The sequence below is a fragment of the Streptomyces resistomycificus genome, from assembly GCF_001514265.1.
In the GTDB taxonomy this organism is placed as follows: Bacteria; Actinomycetota; Actinomycetes; order Streptomycetales; family Streptomycetaceae; genus Streptomyces; species Streptomyces resistomycificus.
In genome coordinates, this window is sequence record NZ_KQ949009.1 from 40,459 (window position 1) to 57,308 (window position 16,850).

At 71.6% G+C, this 16,850-nt stretch carries 18 protein-coding genes; 9 read left to right on the forward strand and 9 right to left on the reverse strand.

Going from position 1 to position 16,850, the window contains the following annotated elements; translation table 11 throughout:
* Positions 1–37: 37 nt before the first annotated feature.
* From AQJ84_RS39535 to AQJ84_RS39560, 6 genes are all read left to right on the forward strand, one after another.
* On the forward strand, positions 38–1,111 hold the full coding sequence (locus AQJ84_RS39535) for a pyruvate kinase (RefSeq protein WP_030038873.1): 1,074 nt from the start codon (positions 38–40) through the stop codon (positions 1,109–1,111).
* 2 nt (positions 1,112–1,113) lie between these two features.
* Positions 1,114–1,659, forward strand: a complete 546-nt coding sequence (locus tag AQJ84_RS39540; RefSeq protein ID WP_157874995.1) for an NUDIX hydrolase — start codon at positions 1,114–1,116, stop codon at positions 1,657–1,659.
* 74 nt (positions 1,660–1,733) lie between these two features.
* Positions 1,734–2,468 (forward strand): hypothetical protein, encoded by a 735-nt coding sequence (locus tag AQJ84_RS43350; RefSeq protein ID WP_053192285.1) that lies wholly within the window; start codon positions 1,734–1,736, stop codon positions 2,466–2,468.
* Complete coding sequence (locus tag AQJ84_RS39550; RefSeq protein WP_051869633.1) at positions 2,465–3,808, forward strand: flavin-containing monooxygenase; 1,344 nt, start codon at positions 2,465–2,467, stop codon at positions 3,806–3,808. Before AQJ84_RS43350 ends, AQJ84_RS39550 begins: the two co-directional genes overlap by 4 nt.
* 8 nt (positions 3,809–3,816) lie before the next feature.
* Complete coding sequence (locus AQJ84_RS39555) at positions 3,817–4,509, forward strand: hypothetical protein (RefSeq protein WP_030038869.1); 693 nt, start codon at positions 3,817–3,819, stop codon at positions 4,507–4,509.
* A 26-nt stretch (positions 4,510–4,535) separates the two neighbouring features.
* Entirely contained in the window at positions 4,536–5,291 is a 756-nt protein-coding gene (locus tag AQJ84_RS39560) for an aldo/keto reductase (protein ID WP_225877152.1), read from the forward strand.
* A 33-nt stretch (positions 5,292–5,324) separates the two neighbouring features.
* Here AQJ84_RS39560 and AQJ84_RS39565 read toward each other — a convergent pair whose 3' ends face one another.
* The 6 genes from AQJ84_RS39565 to AQJ84_RS39590 all read right to left on the reverse strand — a co-directional run bounded on the left by AQJ84_RS39565 (position 5,325) and on the right by AQJ84_RS39590 (position 10,666).
* Positions 5,325–6,071: a response regulator transcription factor gene (locus tag AQJ84_RS39565; protein WP_030038867.1), complete on the reverse strand. Its 747-nt coding sequence runs from the start codon at positions 6,069–6,071 to the stop codon at positions 5,325–5,327.
* Positions 6,072–6,162: 91 nt separating this feature from the next.
* Positions 6,163–6,426: a hypothetical protein gene (locus AQJ84_RS39570; RefSeq protein WP_053192289.1), complete on the reverse strand. Its 264-nt coding sequence runs from the start codon at positions 6,424–6,426 to the stop codon at positions 6,163–6,165.
* A 188-nt stretch (positions 6,427–6,614) separates the two neighbouring features.
* Positions 6,615–6,833 carry a hypothetical protein gene (locus AQJ84_RS39575; RefSeq protein ID WP_128092207.1) on the reverse strand — a complete coding sequence of 73 codons (219 nt, stop codon included), beginning with the start codon at positions 6,831–6,833 and terminating at the stop codon, positions 6,615–6,617.
* 230 nt (positions 6,834–7,063) lie between these two features.
* Positions 7,064–8,410 carry a lysine N(6)-hydroxylase/L-ornithine N(5)-oxygenase family protein gene (locus AQJ84_RS39580; RefSeq protein ID WP_030038865.1) on the reverse strand — a complete coding sequence of 449 codons (1,347 nt, stop codon included), beginning with the start codon at positions 8,408–8,410 and terminating at the stop codon, positions 7,064–7,066.
* A 65-nt stretch (positions 8,411–8,475) separates the two neighbouring features.
* Positions 8,476–9,312, reverse strand: a complete 837-nt coding sequence (gene ddaH / locus AQJ84_RS39585) for a dimethylargininase (RefSeq protein ID WP_030038864.1) — start codon at positions 9,310–9,312, stop codon at positions 8,476–8,478.
* 118 nt (positions 9,313–9,430) lie between these two features.
* Positions 9,431–10,666, reverse strand: a complete 1,236-nt coding sequence (locus AQJ84_RS39590; protein ID WP_030038863.1) for an arginine deiminase — start codon at positions 10,664–10,666, stop codon at positions 9,431–9,433.
* Positions 10,667–10,884: 218 nt separating this feature from the next.
* On the opposite strand from AQJ84_RS39590, the gene AQJ84_RS39595 reads away from it, so the two are divergent.
* Positions 10,885–11,538, forward strand: a complete 654-nt coding sequence (locus tag AQJ84_RS39595) for an FMN-binding negative transcriptional regulator (RefSeq protein WP_030038862.1) — start codon at positions 10,885–10,887, stop codon at positions 11,536–11,538.
* A gap of 155 nt (positions 11,539–11,693) precedes the next feature.
* Here the strand turns inward: AQJ84_RS39595 and AQJ84_RS39600 are convergent, their stop codons facing one another.
* The 3 genes from AQJ84_RS39600 to AQJ84_RS39610 all read right to left on the reverse strand — a co-directional run bounded on the left by AQJ84_RS39600 (position 11,694) and on the right by AQJ84_RS39610 (position 14,965).
* Positions 11,694–12,878, reverse strand: a complete 1,185-nt coding sequence (locus AQJ84_RS39600) for a serine hydrolase domain-containing protein (RefSeq protein WP_030038861.1) — start codon at positions 12,876–12,878, stop codon at positions 11,694–11,696.
* 162 nt (positions 12,879–13,040) lie between these two features.
* Entirely contained in the window at positions 13,041–14,141 is a 1,101-nt protein-coding gene (locus AQJ84_RS39605; protein ID WP_030038860.1) for an AfsR/SARP family transcriptional regulator, read from the reverse strand.
* A 77-nt stretch (positions 14,142–14,218) separates the two neighbouring features.
* A complete protein-coding gene (locus AQJ84_RS39610) occupies positions 14,219–14,965 on the reverse strand; it encodes a thioesterase II family protein (RefSeq protein ID WP_037802395.1) in 747 nt (248 codons plus the stop codon).
* Positions 14,966–15,522: 557 nt separating this feature from the next.
* Here AQJ84_RS39610 and AQJ84_RS39615 point away from each other — a divergent pair.
* Together AQJ84_RS39615 and AQJ84_RS39620 are read left to right on the forward strand one after the other, a co-directional pair.
* Positions 15,523–15,738 carry an MbtH family protein gene (locus AQJ84_RS39615; protein WP_030038858.1) on the forward strand — a complete coding sequence of 72 codons (216 nt, stop codon included), beginning with the start codon at positions 15,523–15,525 and terminating at the stop codon, positions 15,736–15,738.
* A gap of 430 nt (positions 15,739–16,168) precedes the next feature.
* Positions 16,169–16,762 (forward strand): LmbU family transcriptional regulator, encoded by a 594-nt coding sequence (locus AQJ84_RS39620; RefSeq protein ID WP_225889282.1) that lies wholly within the window; start codon positions 16,169–16,171, stop codon positions 16,760–16,762.
* Positions 16,763–16,850: the final 88 nt, after the last annotated feature.

Sequence of the window (16,850 nt, forward strand, 5' to 3'; positions counted from 1 at the left end):
CCCGCGAGCCCGCCCCCTGTGTCTGCTGAGAGGCCCCATGTCCCGCATCGTCGTCACCCTCGGTCCCGCGACACAAGAACCCGCGGTCCTCGAACAGGTCGTCAAGGCAGGGGCGGACTCCTTCCGCTTCCCGGCGTCCAAGGCGTCGGTCGCCTCCCTGGCCGACCTGGCCTCCCGCGTGGCCGCACTCGCCGCCGGGCTCGGCCAGAGCCCCGACCTGCTGCTCGACCTGCCGGGCGCCAAGACCCGCTTCACCAACGACGACCAGTTCTCCCTGGCGGGACTCTCCCGGGTGCGGGTGCACTTCACCCCGGTGCCCTCCGACGTCCACCGCGAGGTGCCCGTGCTGGGACTCACCGGCGCGGACATCTCCGGGCAGGTCGAGCCCGGTGACCTCATCCTCATCGGCGACGGCGAGGACGCCCTGCGGGTCGAACACGTCGCACCCGACCACTGCGTCACGATCCCCCTCAGCGGCGGATTCCTCGGCAAACGCCGGGGCGTGGCCCTGCCGGGCAAGAGCGTGCCCGCCTCCCGGCTCACCGACCAGGACCGGGCCGCGCTGCAGACCCTGCCCGGATCGATCTTCACCGCCGTGATCATCTCCTTCGTCGAGTCGGCCGACAGCGTCCGCGAGGCCCGCGACATCATGACGGCGTCAGCCGCCGGCCACCGGGTCCCCCCGGTGATCGCCAAGGTGGAGACGCGGGCCGGCGCGGCCGCCGCGCGGGAGATCGCCGCATGCGCCGACGCGGTGCTGCTGGGCCGCGGCGACCTGCTGCTCGACTCCGGCCCGCTGGAGTTCTTCGACCTGTGCGAGAACGTCCGCACTGCCACCGCCGACGCACACTGCCCTCTCATCGTCGGCACCCAGCTGCTGACCAGCCTGTCCGCCGGCTGGATGCCCCACCGCTCCGAACTCGCCTGCGTCAGCGAACTGCTGCGCGCCGGCACCGCCGCACTGATGCTCGCCGACGAGACGGCCGCCGGCACGGCCCCGGTGCGCACCGTCGAGCTGCTGCGCGAACTGCGCGAACGCTACAGCCCCCGCCCCGGCCCCGCCCCGCTGTTCGCCGCCCGTACCGCAGCGCCCGCCGGACAGGGGGCGTGAGCGTGGCCGGCCACATCCGGCTGCCGCAGGCCCTGCCCGACCTGGCGGCCGCCGCCGCGGCCGCGCACCGCGACCCCTACGGCGCCCGCGGCCTGCTGACGGCCTCCGCGAACGGCCACGCGGGACCCGACGGCGACGTGATCGTCGCCGGCTGGGTCTTCTCCCACGACTTCCACCACACACTCCTGGTCCGACACCACCGGTTCGGATGGCTCAGCCCCGGCGGACGACTGGAAGCGGGGGAGTCCCCCCTGGCCGGCGCCCGCCGCGAAGTGGCGGAGGAAACCGGACTGGACCTGCACCCGCTGCTGCCCGACCCGGTGGCACTGCTCGGCAACACCCCAGGGCGCCGCGAACGGGTCTACGGGCTGGCCTACGCCTTCGCCGCCGACCCCGCCACCGCGCTCACCCCGGAAACCGGCCAGCCCGCCGCCTGGTTCACCCTCGAGCGAATGCCGCCCTGCCCGGTGTTCCCCCTTGACGACCAGGTGCTGGCCCACACCGCCCGCGACCTCGCCCGCACCCCGCGCGAGCCGTCCTGGCCGTGACACCCCACCGGCCCACCCAGGCGCCCGTCAGGGCGCGCCGACCTCACACCGAGAGCCACGCTGGAGACGACGACATGGACACACCGCCCGTGCCCGGCATTCTCATAGAGGGTCACGAGTACAGCGGGAAAAGCACGTTGGCCCACCAGGTCGCCGACGGCCTGCGCCGCCGCGGACGGACGGCACGCGCCTCGCACGCCACCCTCACACCGGATCCCGTGGTGCGCTCGCTGCTGGACGAGGCACTGACCGTCTTCGCCGGCAGCGAGCACCACGACTTCCGCCACCCGCCCACCTGGCGCCGCTTCAACGCCTTGAGATCGGCCCAACTCATCCTGGACACCGAACTGTTCAGCCGGCCCGCAGCAGGCCCGCAGCCCGGCGAGATCCTCGTACAGGACCGCTACTGGCTCACGCAGTACGCCTTCAACCAGTACTTCACGCCCGCCGAGGGCTACCTCAGCAAGACATGGGTCGCCTCCCGGGTGCCGAGGTTCGCCGTGCAGGTCTACCTGACCTGCGACACCGAAAGCCGCCGCCGCCGGGCCGCCGCCCGCGACGGCAACAGCGCCAAACACCCGCTCAACGCGTTCCTGCGGCGCCACCTCGACGACGTCGCCGGCCTGGACCGCTTCACCGCCCGGCTCGTCCAGGACAACCCGCACTGGCTGGTGCTGCCCTCCGAGGGGCTCTCGCCCCAGGAGATGGCCGACGCCGTCCTCGAGCGGTTCGACTTCCTCTCACCCTCCCGGCCCGCCGAACCGGTGGCGGCCAGTGGGGGCCGTGCCCATCGGCGGTCCCAGGGGTGAGGCCGCCGACCGAACCGGCCGGCCCCCAGGACCGCACCGACCGCTGGTGCATCATCGGAGCGGGCCCGGCCGGCCTGGCCACCGCAAAGAACTTCCGTGACGCCGGCCTGCCCTTCGAGATCGTGGAACGCCACGACAGCCTCGGCGGGATCTGGCGCTACGGCCAACCCGGCAGCGCCGTGTACCGCTCCACCTGCATGATCTCCTCCAAGCGGCTCAGCGCCTTCCGCGGATTCCCGATGCCGGCCAGTGCGCAGGACTACCTCAGCCACCGTGAGGCGCTCGCCTACCTCACCGACTACGCACGCGCCCACGGCCTGCTCGACCACATCCGCTACCACCGCGCGGTCAGCCGCGTCGAGCGGCAGGGCACGACCTGGTCGGTGACGTTCGAGGACGGCGCCGTATGCCGCTACCGGGGCGTCGTCGTCGCGTCCGGACACCACTGGGACCCGAGGCCGGCCCGCTTCCCCGGACGCTTCGACGGCCGCATCCTGCACTCCAGCCAGTACCGCACCCCTCACCTGCTCGAGGGCCGGCGCGTACTGATCGTGGGAACCGGCAACTCCGGCACCGACATAGCGGTGGAGTCCTCACGGGTGGCCGCCCGCACCCTGCACTCGGTCCGCCAGGGCTGCCACTACCTGCCCAAGTACTTCCTGGGCCGGCCGATGGACGAGGTCATGGAGTGGTTCGTCCGCGTCCGGGCCCCGCGCTTCGTCCACCGGTTGATCCGGCGGGCGGCGATCTGGTGCGTGTTCGGCGACCCCACCAGATTCGGGCTGCCACGGCCCACCCGGCGCATCATGGACGGCCGGCTCATCCTCAACTCCGAACTGGTGCACCACGTCGCCCACGGCTCCGTCGTCTCCAAACCCGACGTGGCCGAACTACGCGGCGACCGCGTCCGCTTCACCGACGGCTCGGAGGAGGAGGTCGACGTCATCGTCCACGCCACCGGCTTCAACGCCACCCTCCCCTTCCTGTCCGCCGCCGACCTCCCGGTGCGCGCCCCGGGCCGCTACCCGGACCTCGCCCTGCACGTCTTCAACCCCGCACACGACGGCCTCTTCGTCGTCGGCATGATCCAGCCCGACAGCGGCGCCTGGTGGCTCTTCGACGACCAGGCCGCGACGGTCGCCGCCTACATCAACGCCGTCACCAGCAGTGAGAGCGCCGCCCGAAAGGCCCGCGTCCTCGTGCGCGCCCAGGCCGCCCGCAGATACCAGCCGCCGGGAACACCCGGCCCCCACGCCTCACTGCGCATCGAGCACGACCGCTACACCCGGATTCTGCGACGGCTGCGCCGGGACCTGACCTCGGCCGCCGAGAAAGCGTGAGGCAGACGATGACCACCGCGCGCACGACGACGCTCACCGGCGTACTCCTCGAAGGACTCAACTTCGCCGGCAAGTCGACCACGGCGACCCGGCTCACCACACTGCTGCGCTCCCGCGGCACCGAGGTCCACTCACGCCACTGCCACGTCTGCGACACCGACAGCACCCACACCCTGCAACGGCAGGCGAAGGCGTCCATCGGTGACAGCACCCACCGCCCCTTCCCCGACCCCGACCTGCTGCGCCCCTTCAACGCCACCAAGTCCGCCCAGATGCTGATCGACAGCGAACTCGCCGCCGACTCCCCCTACACCACCGGCTCCCACGGCCCCGTCCTCGTACAGGACCGGCACTGGTTCACGCAGTACTGCAACAACGCCTTCTTCAACCCCGGCGAGGGATACCTCAGCGACACCTGGGCCCGCACCCGCGCACCGCGCTTCACCCTCCAGGTGTATCTGACCTGTTCCCCGGCCGAACGGGCCCGCCGGGCCGGCACCCGCGAGGGCGACGCCCACGGACTGAACGCCTACCTGCGGGCACACCCGAAAGGCATCGCAGCGCTCGACACGTTCTGCATCGAACAGATCGTCGACGACTCGTCCTGGACCATCGTGGCCACCGACGGCCGTTCACAGGACGACATCGCGCAACAGCTCCTGGCCCTCTTCGACGCGCGACGCGACGCGGTGGCCGCATGACCTGCCCGCCCGGCGGATCACTCCTTGTGGCAGGCAAGACCGTCTCCCGTCTCGGCCTGGGCACGATGCGCCTGGCCGGCCCCGGCAACTGGGGAGCACCCCCCGACCCCGCCGCAGCCCTGCGCCTGCTGCGCACAGCCGTCGGCGAAGGCGGCGTCACCCACATCGACACCGCCGACGCCTACGGCCCGCACACCGTCGAAGAGCTCATCCGCCGGGCCCTGCACCCCTACGGCGACGATCTGCTCGTGGCCACGAAGGTCGGACTCATCCGCCCCGGCCCCGGCGTGTACGAGCCGCTGTGCCGTCCCGCCCACCTGCGCCACGCCGTCGAGGCGTCCCTGCGCCGGCTGGGGTGCGAGCGCCTGTCCCTGTGCTACCTGCACCGCGTGGACGCGGCCGTGCCGCTCGGCGACCAGCTGGGCGCCCTCACCGACCTGCGCGACGAGGGGAAGATCGCCCACATCGGGCTGTCCCGCGTCAGCGTCGAGGAGATCGACCGGGCCCGCGCCCTCACCCCGATCGCCGCGGTCCAAAACCCGATGAACCTGGCGCAGGCCCACGACGAGGCCCTGGAGCACTGCCGCCGTGCGCACATCCCCTACGTCGCCTACCGCCCGCTGGGCAAGGGGCGGCTGATCGGCGAGGGTCTGCCCCGTGTCCTGGGCCGGCTGCTGGACCTCGGCCCGCATGTCGCCCTCATCCCCGGCACGACGCGCGAGGACCACCTCCTGCAACTGGTGCGGGCGGCACGGGCGGCACGGCCCGCGCCGCCCGCGTGAGGCCGTGGCCGGAGCGCGCCGGGGGAGGGGAGGTCAGGCCGCGCTCGGCAGGCGGTACGGCGTCGGCTGCCTGGCACCGGGCACGGCGGCCGGCGCCTTGCCGGCCGACAGGTAGCGCAGCACGGCCAGGACCCGCCGGTTGTCACCGGGACCGGCGGCGATGCCGAGCTTGTCGAAGACCGCCGCGAGGCGCTTTTCCACCGTCCCCTGCGAGACGACGAGCCGTTGGGCTATCGCGCTGTTGGTGCGGCCCTGCGCCATCAGCGCCAAAACCTGCGACTCCCGTTCGCTGAGCGCCTCGAGCCCACCCCCGCGCCCCCCGTGTCCCTCGTGCCCCTCGCGGTGTTCGTGGGCGGTGGCCGCCGCCAGCGCCCTGACCATGCGGGGGTCGACGACCGTGCCGCCCGCCGCGACGCGGCCGAGCGCGTCCAGCAGGCTCTCACAGTCGGTCATACGGTCCTGGAGCAGGTAGCCAAGGCCCGCGCCCTCGCCCGCGAACAGGCGGGCGAGGTGGCCGGGTTCGGCGCTCGCCGAGAACAGCAGCACCCCGACGTCCGGGTACTGCCGACGCACCTGAACGGCAGCGGCCACCCCCGCGTCGCCCGCGGCCGGTGCGAGGCGGGCGTTGACGATGAGCACGTCGGGGCGGTGCACGTCGACCAGGGCGGGCAGCATGCGCGCGTCGTGGACGGGCGGGGCGAGCTGGTGGCCCTGGGCTTCGAGGACGTGTGCCAGGCCCGCCCTGAGGATCGCGGAACCTTCCGCGACGACCAGACGCATGGCCGCGGCACGCCCCCCGCCCGGGCCTGGAGGGGCGGGTGCCGGCCGCCCGAGGCGACCCGGCTGGATGAGAGAGGAGTGCAGGGACATCTCAGCCGCCGGAGCTCTCGGCGCACCGCTGCCAAGGCGCCGTCACCAGCCGTGTGGCGGCCCGCCGAGTACCGTCCTCGCGGCGCCTGTCACCGCCGCGGACGGGCTCGAACGGCACGCCGAGCGCCTCCGCCCACACCTCCGCCAGCCCGCGTTCGCCCCCTCCCGCGCTCCGGTGGCCTGCTGCCGCCGCCGGGCCGGTGTCCTCGTGGCCCCGCGCGGCCTCGGCCCGGCCGCAGGACGGGTACTGCTCGTCGCCGGTCATCTGCGTCGCCTCCCCTTTTTTTTTGGGTGTGCGCTCCACCGCGGACCCCGACGGCCCGCACCTGTGGCTGTGGACACGACGCTAGAGACCGGCCTTATCGGCGGGATATCACCCCGCCGCGGCGGGCAGAGCCCACGACGGCGCCACGACGCCCGCCGGCCCTCTCTCCGGGGAGCCGGGCGCCGGGCTCAGTCCACACCCTCGAGAAGCCGCTGCAGCGCGGTGACCCGCCGGCCCAGCTCGGCCAGCTCCCCGCGCACCTCCTCCTGCTGCCGGGCCGCGGCACGGTCCGCGACGTGCCGCTCCCGCTGCCGGGCCGATGTGACCCAGACCAGCCCCGTGGCGAGCAGGGCCGTCGTGCTCAGCATCACCGAGCCGGCGACCATCGCGCCTGCCATGGAATCCATTTGTGCCGCCTCCCTCTGCACCCTTTTCGACCCCCTCGACAAATGCGGGTCACCATCGAAAGTACGCGGCGGCGGATGCGCGCACCATGGGGGAAATCCTCCACGTCAAAACCGTTCCTCCGCGGCACCACATGCTTGAGAAAAGCCTTTTCCGGGCATGCCCGTGGGCCCCGGGACGGCAATGTCCGGGGGCCTACGGGAAGGCACGTCGAAAGACGGGTTGCGGCCGCTCAGGCCGACTTGTCCGCGGTCTGCAGAACCTGGGCCGCCGCCGCTGCCAGTTCGCGCTCCGTGCGCCCCTTGATGACGGCATCGGCTATTTCACCGCTGCGCACGGCGATATTCGAAAGGAGCGACGACGTCAGACCGTGCGTGTGCTCCGTGCCGCCCTGGAGATAGATGCCGCAGGTGAGTTCGGGCGTGGTCACAAGCCGGTAGTCGCGGGTCACCCGGTGGTGTCCCGACTCGTCGCGCAGGCAGTAGCGGTCGAGGTCGCCCAGCAGGTGGGTGGGGTCCATGGTGGCGTAGCCGGTGGCGAAGACGATCGCGTCGACGCCCAGTTCCCGCTGCGCGCCGTCCAGCCGCTCCAGCAGCACGCGGGCGGTGTGCCCGTCGGCTGTCACGGACTTCACCTTGGTCTGGTTGTGGAAGTGCAGCCGCTTGGTGTGGGAGACGTCCTCGTCGTAGGCGATCTGGTAGAGCGCCCGGATGTCGGCGTTGTCCACCACCCCGTAGTTGGTGTTGCGGTGGTAGCGCCAGAACGCCTCGCGGGTCGGGTCGTCGCCGTAGTAGTAGTCGTCCACCGCGGCGGCGTCGAAGATCTGGTTGGCGAAGGGCGTGTCGTCGGCGATGGAGTAGCCGTAGGACGGGAAGACGGCGTGCACCTGCGCGTGCGGGAGCTGGGTGTGGAAGAACTTGGTGATCTCCGCCGCGCTCTGCCCGGCACCCACCACCGCGACGCTCTTGAGCTGCGCGGGCTGCGCCCGGTGGTACTGCGCCAAAAACTCCGAGCTGTGCCAGACCCGTTCGCCGCGCACCACGCCGTCCGGCATGCGCGGCTCCAGGCCCGTGGAGATGACGACGTTGTGCGCGTTCACCCGCCGGGTGCTTCCGTCGGTGGTGTCGCGGACCTCGATCTGCACGCAGTCGGGTGCCTCCGCGCCCGGCGGGGGCCGGCGTATCGCGGTGACGGACGAGTTGTAGGTGACCACGTTGGTCATGCTCGACTCCGCCCATTCCAGGTACTGGTGGAATTCCTGGCGGGTGGGGAAGAAGTCCTTGCGGTTCACGAACTGGGCGAGCCGGCCCTGCGCGTGCAGGAACGACACGAAGCTGAACCGTGACACCGGATTGCGGAAGGTGACCAGGTCCTTCAGGAAGGAGATCTGCATGGTCGCCGACGGCAGCAGCATGTTGCGGTGCCAGCCGAACTGCGGCTGCCGCTCGAAGAACGCGGACGTCACCGGGTTGGTCAGGACATTGGCGTGATGCTCCTCCAAGGAGATGGCGAGCGACAGATTGGACGGGCCGAAGCCGATGCCGACCACATCGTAGGTGTCGTTGTTGCGAGCACTCATGGATATTCTCCCGCTGGCGTTGCTCAGACGTGGACAGGACTCGGCGCCCGCGTCGATGGATGGGGTCAGGCCTGGGCCTGGTGGCGGATCTCCAACGTGCAGCACTTCACACTGCCGCCCGCCTTGAGCAGTTCGGACAGGTCCACACCGACCGGCTCGAAGCCGCGCTCGCGCAGCTGACCGGCCAGCCCGGTCGCGGTGTCGGGCAGGAACACGTGCAGCCCGTCGGAGACCGCGTTGAGGCCGAACGCCACCGCGTCCGCCTCCTCGACCACGACCGCGTCGGGGAACAGCGCGCGCAGGGTGGCGAGGCTGTCCGGGCAGAAGGCGCCGGGGTAGTACATGACTTCGGTGTCGGAGAGCACGGCCAGCGCCGTGTCCAGGTGGTAGAAGCGCGGGTCGGTCAGGGTGAGGGTGACGACCGGGCGGCCGAGGGCCGCCTGCAGCTCGGCGTGGGCGCGCGGGTCGGTGCGAAAGCCGGTGCCCGCCAGGATCGTGGCGCCCACCACCATGTAGTCGCCCTCCGCCTCGTTGACGTTGGTGGCCAGGTGGACCTCGCGGTAGCCGCCGGCCGTGAACCACTCCCGGTAGGCCGGCGCCTCGGCGGCCCGCTGCGGATGGCGGAACCTGGCGACCAGGACCCGGTCGTCCACGACGGTCGCCCCGTTGGCGGCGAAGACCATGTCCGGCAGGCCCTCCACGGGCTCGATGAGATCGACGGTGTGTCCGTGGTCCTGATAGAGCCGTCTCAGACCCTCCCACTGCGCGATCGCCAGACCGGTGTCGACCGGCTTGCCGGGATCCATCCACGGGTTGATCGCGTAGGTGACGTCGAAGTACGTGGGACGGCACATCAGGTAGTGGCGGCGGGTGGCCTGACGGACGGCCAGGGTCTGGGACATGGCGGTGCTTCCTCTCGGTCGGTGCAACTCGGGTGGCGCCAGGGGCCGGCGGCCGCGGCGCCTCGCGGTGAGCCCGCGGCCCTCGCGGCTGTCGCCGTCGGGGGCCGGGCGGCGGGAGTCAGACGGCGTCGCGCTCGATGGGGCAGCTCATGCAGCGCGGGCCGCCGCGGCCCCGGCCGAGCTGGTCGCCCCTGATCCGCAGCACCTCGATGCCGTTGTCCTCGAGCATCCGGTTGCTGTGCTCGTTGACCTCGTAGGCGATGACGCTGCCGGGAGCGACGGCCAGGAGGTTGCAGCCGTCGTTCCACTGCTCGCGCCGGGCGCTGAAGGTGTCCTGCTCGGCCTGCAGGACGCGGACCCTGTCCAGGCCGAGCGCGGCGGCGATGGCGGCGAACAGATCCGTGTTCTCGCAGACGTCGGGGACCTGACGGGCCCCGGGGGTCAGCGTCCACGACCGCAGCCCGGCACGGTCCAGGCCGGTGAAGAGGGTGAAGGCGTCCCTGTCCACCATGGTCATCACCGTGTCCAGGTGCATGAACGCACGGGCCTTGGGCAGCTCCACGGCGATCACACGCCGGGCCGAACCGGCCTCGAAGAGGCGGCGGGCCAGGATCTCCACACCGGCGGGCGTGGTGCGCTCCCCGAGCCCGACCAGGACGGTGCCGTTGCCGATCACCTCGACGTCACCGCCCTCGATCACGGCCGGCGCCATCGCCTCGCCGTCGATCCAGCGCTGCGCACCGCTCTCCGCGAACATCGGGTGGAAGTTGTAGATCGCCTCGTAGTTGACCGTCTCGCGCCGGCGCCCGGCCTTGCGCATCGGGTTGACGCAGACACCGTCGTAGACCCAGCAGCTGGTGTCACGGGTGAACAGCGAGTTGGGCAGCGGCGGCAGGACGAAATCGTCGTCGGCCAGCAGGTCCAGGGCGAACGAACGGCTCGGGCCGCGGCGCTCTCCCAGCGCCTCCGACAGCTCGCGCTTGCTCAGGCCGCCCAGCAGGTGCGTGGCCAGGTCACCCGGCCCCATCGCGGTCAGCACCTGCCGCGCCGCCCCGGCCAGCGCGGCACCCAGGTGCGGCTGACGGTCGTCCAGGACGCGGTCCAGGACGAAGGCCACCGCCTCCTCGGTCTTGACCGTCTCGGCGAGCAGGTCGTGCAGGAGATGCACCGTCACTCCCCGCTCGCGCAGGAGCTGCTGGAAAGCCCGGTGCTCCTCCTTCGCCCGGGAGACCCAGACGACGTCGTCGAAGAGCAGCTCGTCCTTGTTGTCCGGGGTCAGCCGCTCGAAATCCAGACCGGGCTCGTGCAGGATGACGTGCTTCAGCGCACCGACCTCAGAATTTACATGGAACATGCTCTCGCCTCACTTCGATCCTGGGCAGTTACTGCACGCTCGATGAAGGCGAAGTTATCCGCGCCGATTTCTCTTTCGTTATCGAACTCATTTCGGCCAACGGCGGATCCATCACACCCTCGACAGTGAAGTCCGATCGATAACGACTCGAATAGAGACGTGGCTAGTTTTCGCGTCCATGAAGCAAGCCACAGTCCACGTCGAAGGGGTGGTGTGAGATGTTCGTTCCCCCGCCGTACCGGGAACCGGACGGTTCCTGGATGGCCGACCTGATCCGCGGCAACCCGCTGGCGCTCCTGGTGGGCAACGGCCCGGACGCCGACGGCCCGTTCGCCACCCACCTGCCCGTGATCCCGGATCCCGAGGCGAGCGGTGCATGGTCCGCCGACCTGTCGGGTGCCGTCCTGCTCGGACACATGAACCGGGCGAATCCGCACTGGGCCGCGCTGGAGTCGGGGGCCACCGCGGTGCTGGCCTTCACCGGCCCGCACGCCTACGTGTCACCGACGCTCTACGAGGTGACCCCGGCCGCGCCCACCTGGAACTTCACCTCGGTGCACGTGCGTGGCACGGTCGAGAGGATCGACGAGAGGGCGTCGGCCGAGGCGGCACTGCAGGTGGTGCAGGCCACCGTGCGGGCCTTCGAGGGCCGGTTCGGCACCGGCTGGGACATGTCCGCCTCCCTCGACTACTTCCGCCAGATCCTGCCGGCCGTGGGCGCCTTCCGGTTCACCGTCCTGGGCGCCGACGGCATGTTCAAACTCAGCCAGGAACAGTCCGCCCCCGTCCGGGAGCGCGTACAGCACTCGTTCGGTCAGCGCGCCTGCAGCCGCCATCGCGCCACCGCCGCACTCATGGAGAAGCTGCCCTGACGAACCGAAACCGCACCCCCGTCCCTCTTCCGTCTCTCCCCTGAAAACGAAAATACCGGATCACGGGTTTGTTCTTGACCTGTGCACGGCGGCCGGCGGGCCCCCAGGACCCGCCGGCGCCGGCAGTGCGGCCTTCCGGGCGTTCTCGCCCCGCCTCAGTGTGCGCGCGAGGGCGTGGCGCAGTACTCGGCGCTCAGGGTGGGCAGGATGTCGTCCGCCCGCCAGTCGCTGTTGTAGTTGAACGTGAGCTGGTGGCGGCCGTCCTCGGTGACGGCGGCCAGCGAGAGCCACCCCACCGTGCCTCCGTCGCGATACCAGATGGTGGTGCCGCAGCCCAGCGTCAGCCGCTCGATGCCCAGCCCGTAGGACGAGATGGGGAAGTCGGGGTTGACGACGGTCGTCTTCATCGCCTTCAGCTGCTGCGGCGCCAGCAGCTTGCCGCGCATCAAAGCCCCGTAGAAGCGGTTCAGGTCGGCCGCGCTGGAGATGATGTCGCCGTTGCCCCAGCCCTGCGAGCCGTTCACCTCGGTGACGTCGTCGATCCGGTCCGGCTGGGTGAGGAAGAAGAGCTTGGAGTAGCCGCGGCTGCTGGGCTTAGGCAGGCTGACGCCGTCGCCGGGGTGGGACGTCGCCTTGAGCCCCAGGGGTTCGATGATGCGCTTGCGCACCTCGTCCTCGTAGGGCCTGCCGCCGACCTTCTCCACGATCAGCGCGGCCAGGATGTCGTTGGTGTTGGAGAACCCGTGCCTGGCCCCGGGCTTGAACACCGGCGCGTGGGCCAGCGCCACCTCCACCCGCCTGGTGGGCGCCATGGTGTCGTAGCGGTGCTGGAGGTAACCGTCGCCCAGGACGTAGGTGTCGACGTACGCGCTGTCGGCGAAGTAGTCGAACAGGCCGCTGGTGTGGTTGAGGAGCTGCCGTACGGTGATCAGGCGGCCGTCGTTGCCGTTGCCCGTCACCAGGCCGGGCAGATGGCGCTCCACGGGGTCGTCGAGAGTGAGTTTCTTCTCCGCCTCCATCTGCAGGAGGACCGTCGCCACGAAGGTGCTGGTGATGTGCCCGACGCGGAACCGGTCGTTCTTGCCGCGCGGCGCCCCCGACGTCATGTCGCCCACGCCCGCCGCCGCCTTCCACACCCCCTGGTCATCCCGTGCCTCGGCGGTGACGCCGGGGATACCGGCCGCGACGGCCGCGTCGATCGCGGCCTGCGTCGCCTGGTGACCGGCCGCCGTGGGGGACGTGTCCCGCGATGCCTGGGCGGGAGCCGTGAAAGCGGTGGCCGTGAACGCGATGGCCGCCAAACCCACCACGCCGGCCCTTGGTCTCTTGCCTAGCGTCATTTCCCGCTCCTGAGAGTCGTCTGAATGTGGCTGATGCCGTACTTGTGCGGTCCGTCGGCGGCAGAGTAGGCCACCGGGCGGGGCGGGCGGCCCGTTCCGAAAGACCCCCGACGGCGACGCCACGGCCCGGCCGTGCGGAACACCCGCCCGGCCCGCCACCCGCTAGAGGAGCCCCGAGCCGGCCGACACCCGCCGCGTCGTGCTCGCCGTCAACTCGTTGAAACGGCGCAGCAGTTGGTTCTGCTCCTGCTGCAGACGCTCGATGCGGCACTGCAGGCGGGCGATCTCCTCGCCGAGCGGGAGCACCGCGTCGTCGGCCCTCACCTCCGCCTGCGCGGACCCCGCCTCACCCCACGGCGCCTGCGCCCAGGACGCCTTGGCGGCCCATGATGCCTCGGACCGGGACGCGGCGGCCCGGGGCGGGCCGGGCGGGCGGGTAAGGGGCGCCGCGGCGAGGGCCGGGTCGTGGTGGAGGATCGCCTCCATCAGGCCGCGCAGAGCGGGGCCCGGCTCCACACCGAGTTCCCGCACCATGTGACTGCGCGCCCGGTCGTACACGCCCAGCGCCTCCGCCTGCCGGCCACAGCGGTAGAGGGCGACCATCAGCAGGTCGTGGAACCGCTCCCGCAGGGGGTGATCGACGGTGAGCTCCACCAGCTCGCCGGTGATCTCACCGTGGCGCCCGGTGCGCAGATGCGCGTCATACAGCAACTCCAGCGCACTGAGGCGGTGTTCCTCCAGCTGGGCGGCTTTGCCCGCGCAGATGTCGCCGAGCACGCTGCCCTCCAGCGCCGGGCCGCGCCACAACGACAGGGCCCGGCGCAGCAGTTCACCGGCCTGCCCCGGGTCCTCGGGCAGGACCCGCCGGGCCTTGTCGGTCAGCTGCTGGAAACATGCGGCGTCCGTCTCCACGGGGGCGAGCTGCAGGGTGTAGCCGCGCGAGGTGGTCACGATCCACGGCCGCGGCACGGGCTGCACGGACTGCGTGTGCTGCGTGTGCTGCGCGGGCTGTTCGATGTCCTGGTACTTCAGGCCGGACAGCAGGCGGCGCAGCCGGGCCACATGGACCTGCAGCGCGTTCGCGGCGTTGGCGGGCGGGTGTTCGCCCCACAGCTCGTCGATGAGCCGCTGCCCGGAGACGTTGTGCCCGGCCTTCACCACCAGTGCCCCCAGCAGCGCACGCTGCTTGGCACCGGTGGGAAGGATCCGCAGACCGCTCTGTTCGTCCCGGACTTCCACAAGCCCCAGCATGCGGAACTGCATCTCTTCCCCTCACACAGGCTGACATCCCCGTCAGTTGCAGGCGTTTGGCGGCCGCGTGCCGGCGGCGCGCCGGAGGTTCACCAGGAGCGGGTCGCGCCCGCCGCGTCGAGCGCGGTCGTCGCGTCCTGTTCGATCTGCCGCAGCAGCGGCCCGGGATCGTCCTGGAAGTAGAAGTGCCCGCCGTCGAAGACCCGCAGGCCCACAAAGCGCTCGGTGTGCTGTGCCCAGCCGCTCATCCGCGCCGGAGAGGCGGAGTGATCCTCGCCGCCCGCGTAGGCGGACAGCGCCACGGGCAGGGCAGGGGCACCGGGAGCGGGGCGCCAGGTCTCCACCAGGCGCAGGTCGGTCCGGATGACCGGCTGGAACAGGGCCCACAGGTCGGGGTCGTCGAAGACCTCGTCCGGCGTGCCGCCCAGCAGCCGCAGCCGGGTCCGCAGCTCCGCGTCGGGCAGCTGGTGGTAGCCCTGGCCCGGGGGCGCGGGCTGCGGCGCGGAGCGTGCGGAGACGCCCACCCACACCGGCAGCGGCAGGCCCCGGTCGATGACCCTGCGGGTGATCTCGTACGTCACCAGGGCGCCCATGCTGTGCCCGAACAGGGCGTAGGGGCAGTCCAGTTCGGGCTCGATGCTGTGCAGCAGGAAGTCGGCGAGGCGGCCGGCGTCGCTGATCTGCGGCAGGTCCAGGAGGAGGCCGTGGCCCGGGGCGTCCAGCAGCCGCACGTCCCACGTGCGCGGCAGCGCGGTGGGCCAGTGGCGGTACAGCAGGTGTGAGCCCCCGGCGTGGTGCAGGACGAACAGGCGCAGGGCAGGTGGTGTGCTGTCCATCGCTCTCCCTCAAATCGGGCCGCACGGTCTCGGATCGGTCGACGGTGTCCGGCCCACCGCGGGCGGGCACCGGGCGGGCCCGGCCGCTGGTGCGGCAGGTCTTGAGTGGTCCTCAGGTGGCGCGCGGCGCGGACAGGGGCGGCGGACATCGGAAGGAAGCGAGCGCACCTGGGGGATGTGCCCCGGCAGTCCGGCGCGTGAGGGTGGTGAGGCCCGTGCGGGCCCCCTGTGGCTCGCCCCCGTCAGCGGCGAAGCCCGCCAAAGGTTATCGGAGAACGGGCCTGGCCTGGGAAAGGCGGCGCACCGAGCGCCTGGGGGAGCGGGCCGGCGACCGGGAGCCGTTGAGCCTTTTGCCCTTGTAGCACTGACGGTCGAGTCCTTACGGTGACGGGCAACGCCGGGGTCGCCACCGATGCCGGGTGTCCTGTCGACCGGACGCCCGGGTGTCCTGTCGACCGGACAACGCCGACCGGCCGACCCGCGCCCGGTGCCCTCTCGCACCCGGCCCGGCGATCTCGCATCCCGAGTCACCCCATGACGGTTAAGGACGGTGCCTGTTGAGCACGAACCCCTTCGACGACGAGGACGGCCGCTTCTACGTGGTGGCCAACGACGAGGACCAGCACTCCCTGTGGCCGGTGTTCTCCGAGGTGCCCGCGGGCTGGCGGGTGGTCTTCGGCGAGGCGGCCAGGGCCGAGTGCCTGGAGTACGTCGAGCGGAACTGGACCGACCTGCGCCCCAGGAGCCTGCGGGAGGCCATGGCGGCCGGCTGAACCCGGCCCGTCCCACGCCGACTTGATGCGGCGCGACCCGTCCGGTGATGCGCTGCGGCCCGTCCGGTGGTGCGGCGTGACCCGCCCGCACCACGCGGGTCGCGGCCCGCCGACGGGCTCGCGGACCTGACCGGGACGCCGCTGCCCACCGCTTCGCGGGCCCGCCCCCCCCACGTCTCGCCGGCGCCCGCGCGGCACCTGAAGAGGCCGGCCGAAGGGGAACGACACCGACCGCCGCCCGGGTGCGGCCCGGGCGTGCTCGGTCCACGCCCGAAAAGACACTCTGAGTTGGGAGATGAAGGCTTTGACGGGCGCTGTGAGAACCGCGAGCAGATACAAGGCGAGGTCGGGGGACAACAGCGGTGAGCCGGCGCAGCGCGATGTGGTCCTGTCCTTCGTGGGGACACAGGCCACAGTGCAGAAGTCGGGGATGATCTTTCCGCAGAACCTGCCGGAGCGGTCCTGGGAGCGGATCGGGACCAACCTGCGCGAGCTGATGGACTCCTCGGCGTGGTGGCTCGCCGACTGGCTGATCTACGGGGAGACCACCTACGGGTGGCGGCGCTACAAGGAGGCGATCGAGCGGACCGGGCTCGACTACCAGACGCTGCGCAACTACGCGTGGGTGGCCCGGCGGTTCGAGCACCACCGCAGGCGCGACAGCCTCAGCTTCGCCCACCACGCCGAGGTGACCCGCCTGTCGCCGCCGGAGCAGGACTACTGGCTGCGCAAGGCCGAACAGCAGAAGTGGTCGCGCAACGAACTGCGCAAGGCGGTCCGCGCCAGCCTGGCCGTGCAGAGCGACACCGCCGAGGTCGCTGCGGGCGGCGGCGAGAAGCAGGAGGTGCCCCGGCTGGCGGAGCCGGTGGCCGCCGACAAGCGCCCGCAGAAGGTCACCACCCTCACCATCGAGCTGTCCGCGGGCCAACTGGAGTACTACTCGAAGGCCGCTGCCGCGCACGGTCTGCCCGTCGACAAGTGGGTGACCCAGGTCCTCGAGACCGCCGACCGGCAATCCGCCTGAAGGCGCGCACCGCCCCAAGGCGCACCGCTCCACCCACCGCCCCGAGGCGCATCACCCCGAGGCGCACCACGCCGAAGCGCCCCCTCCC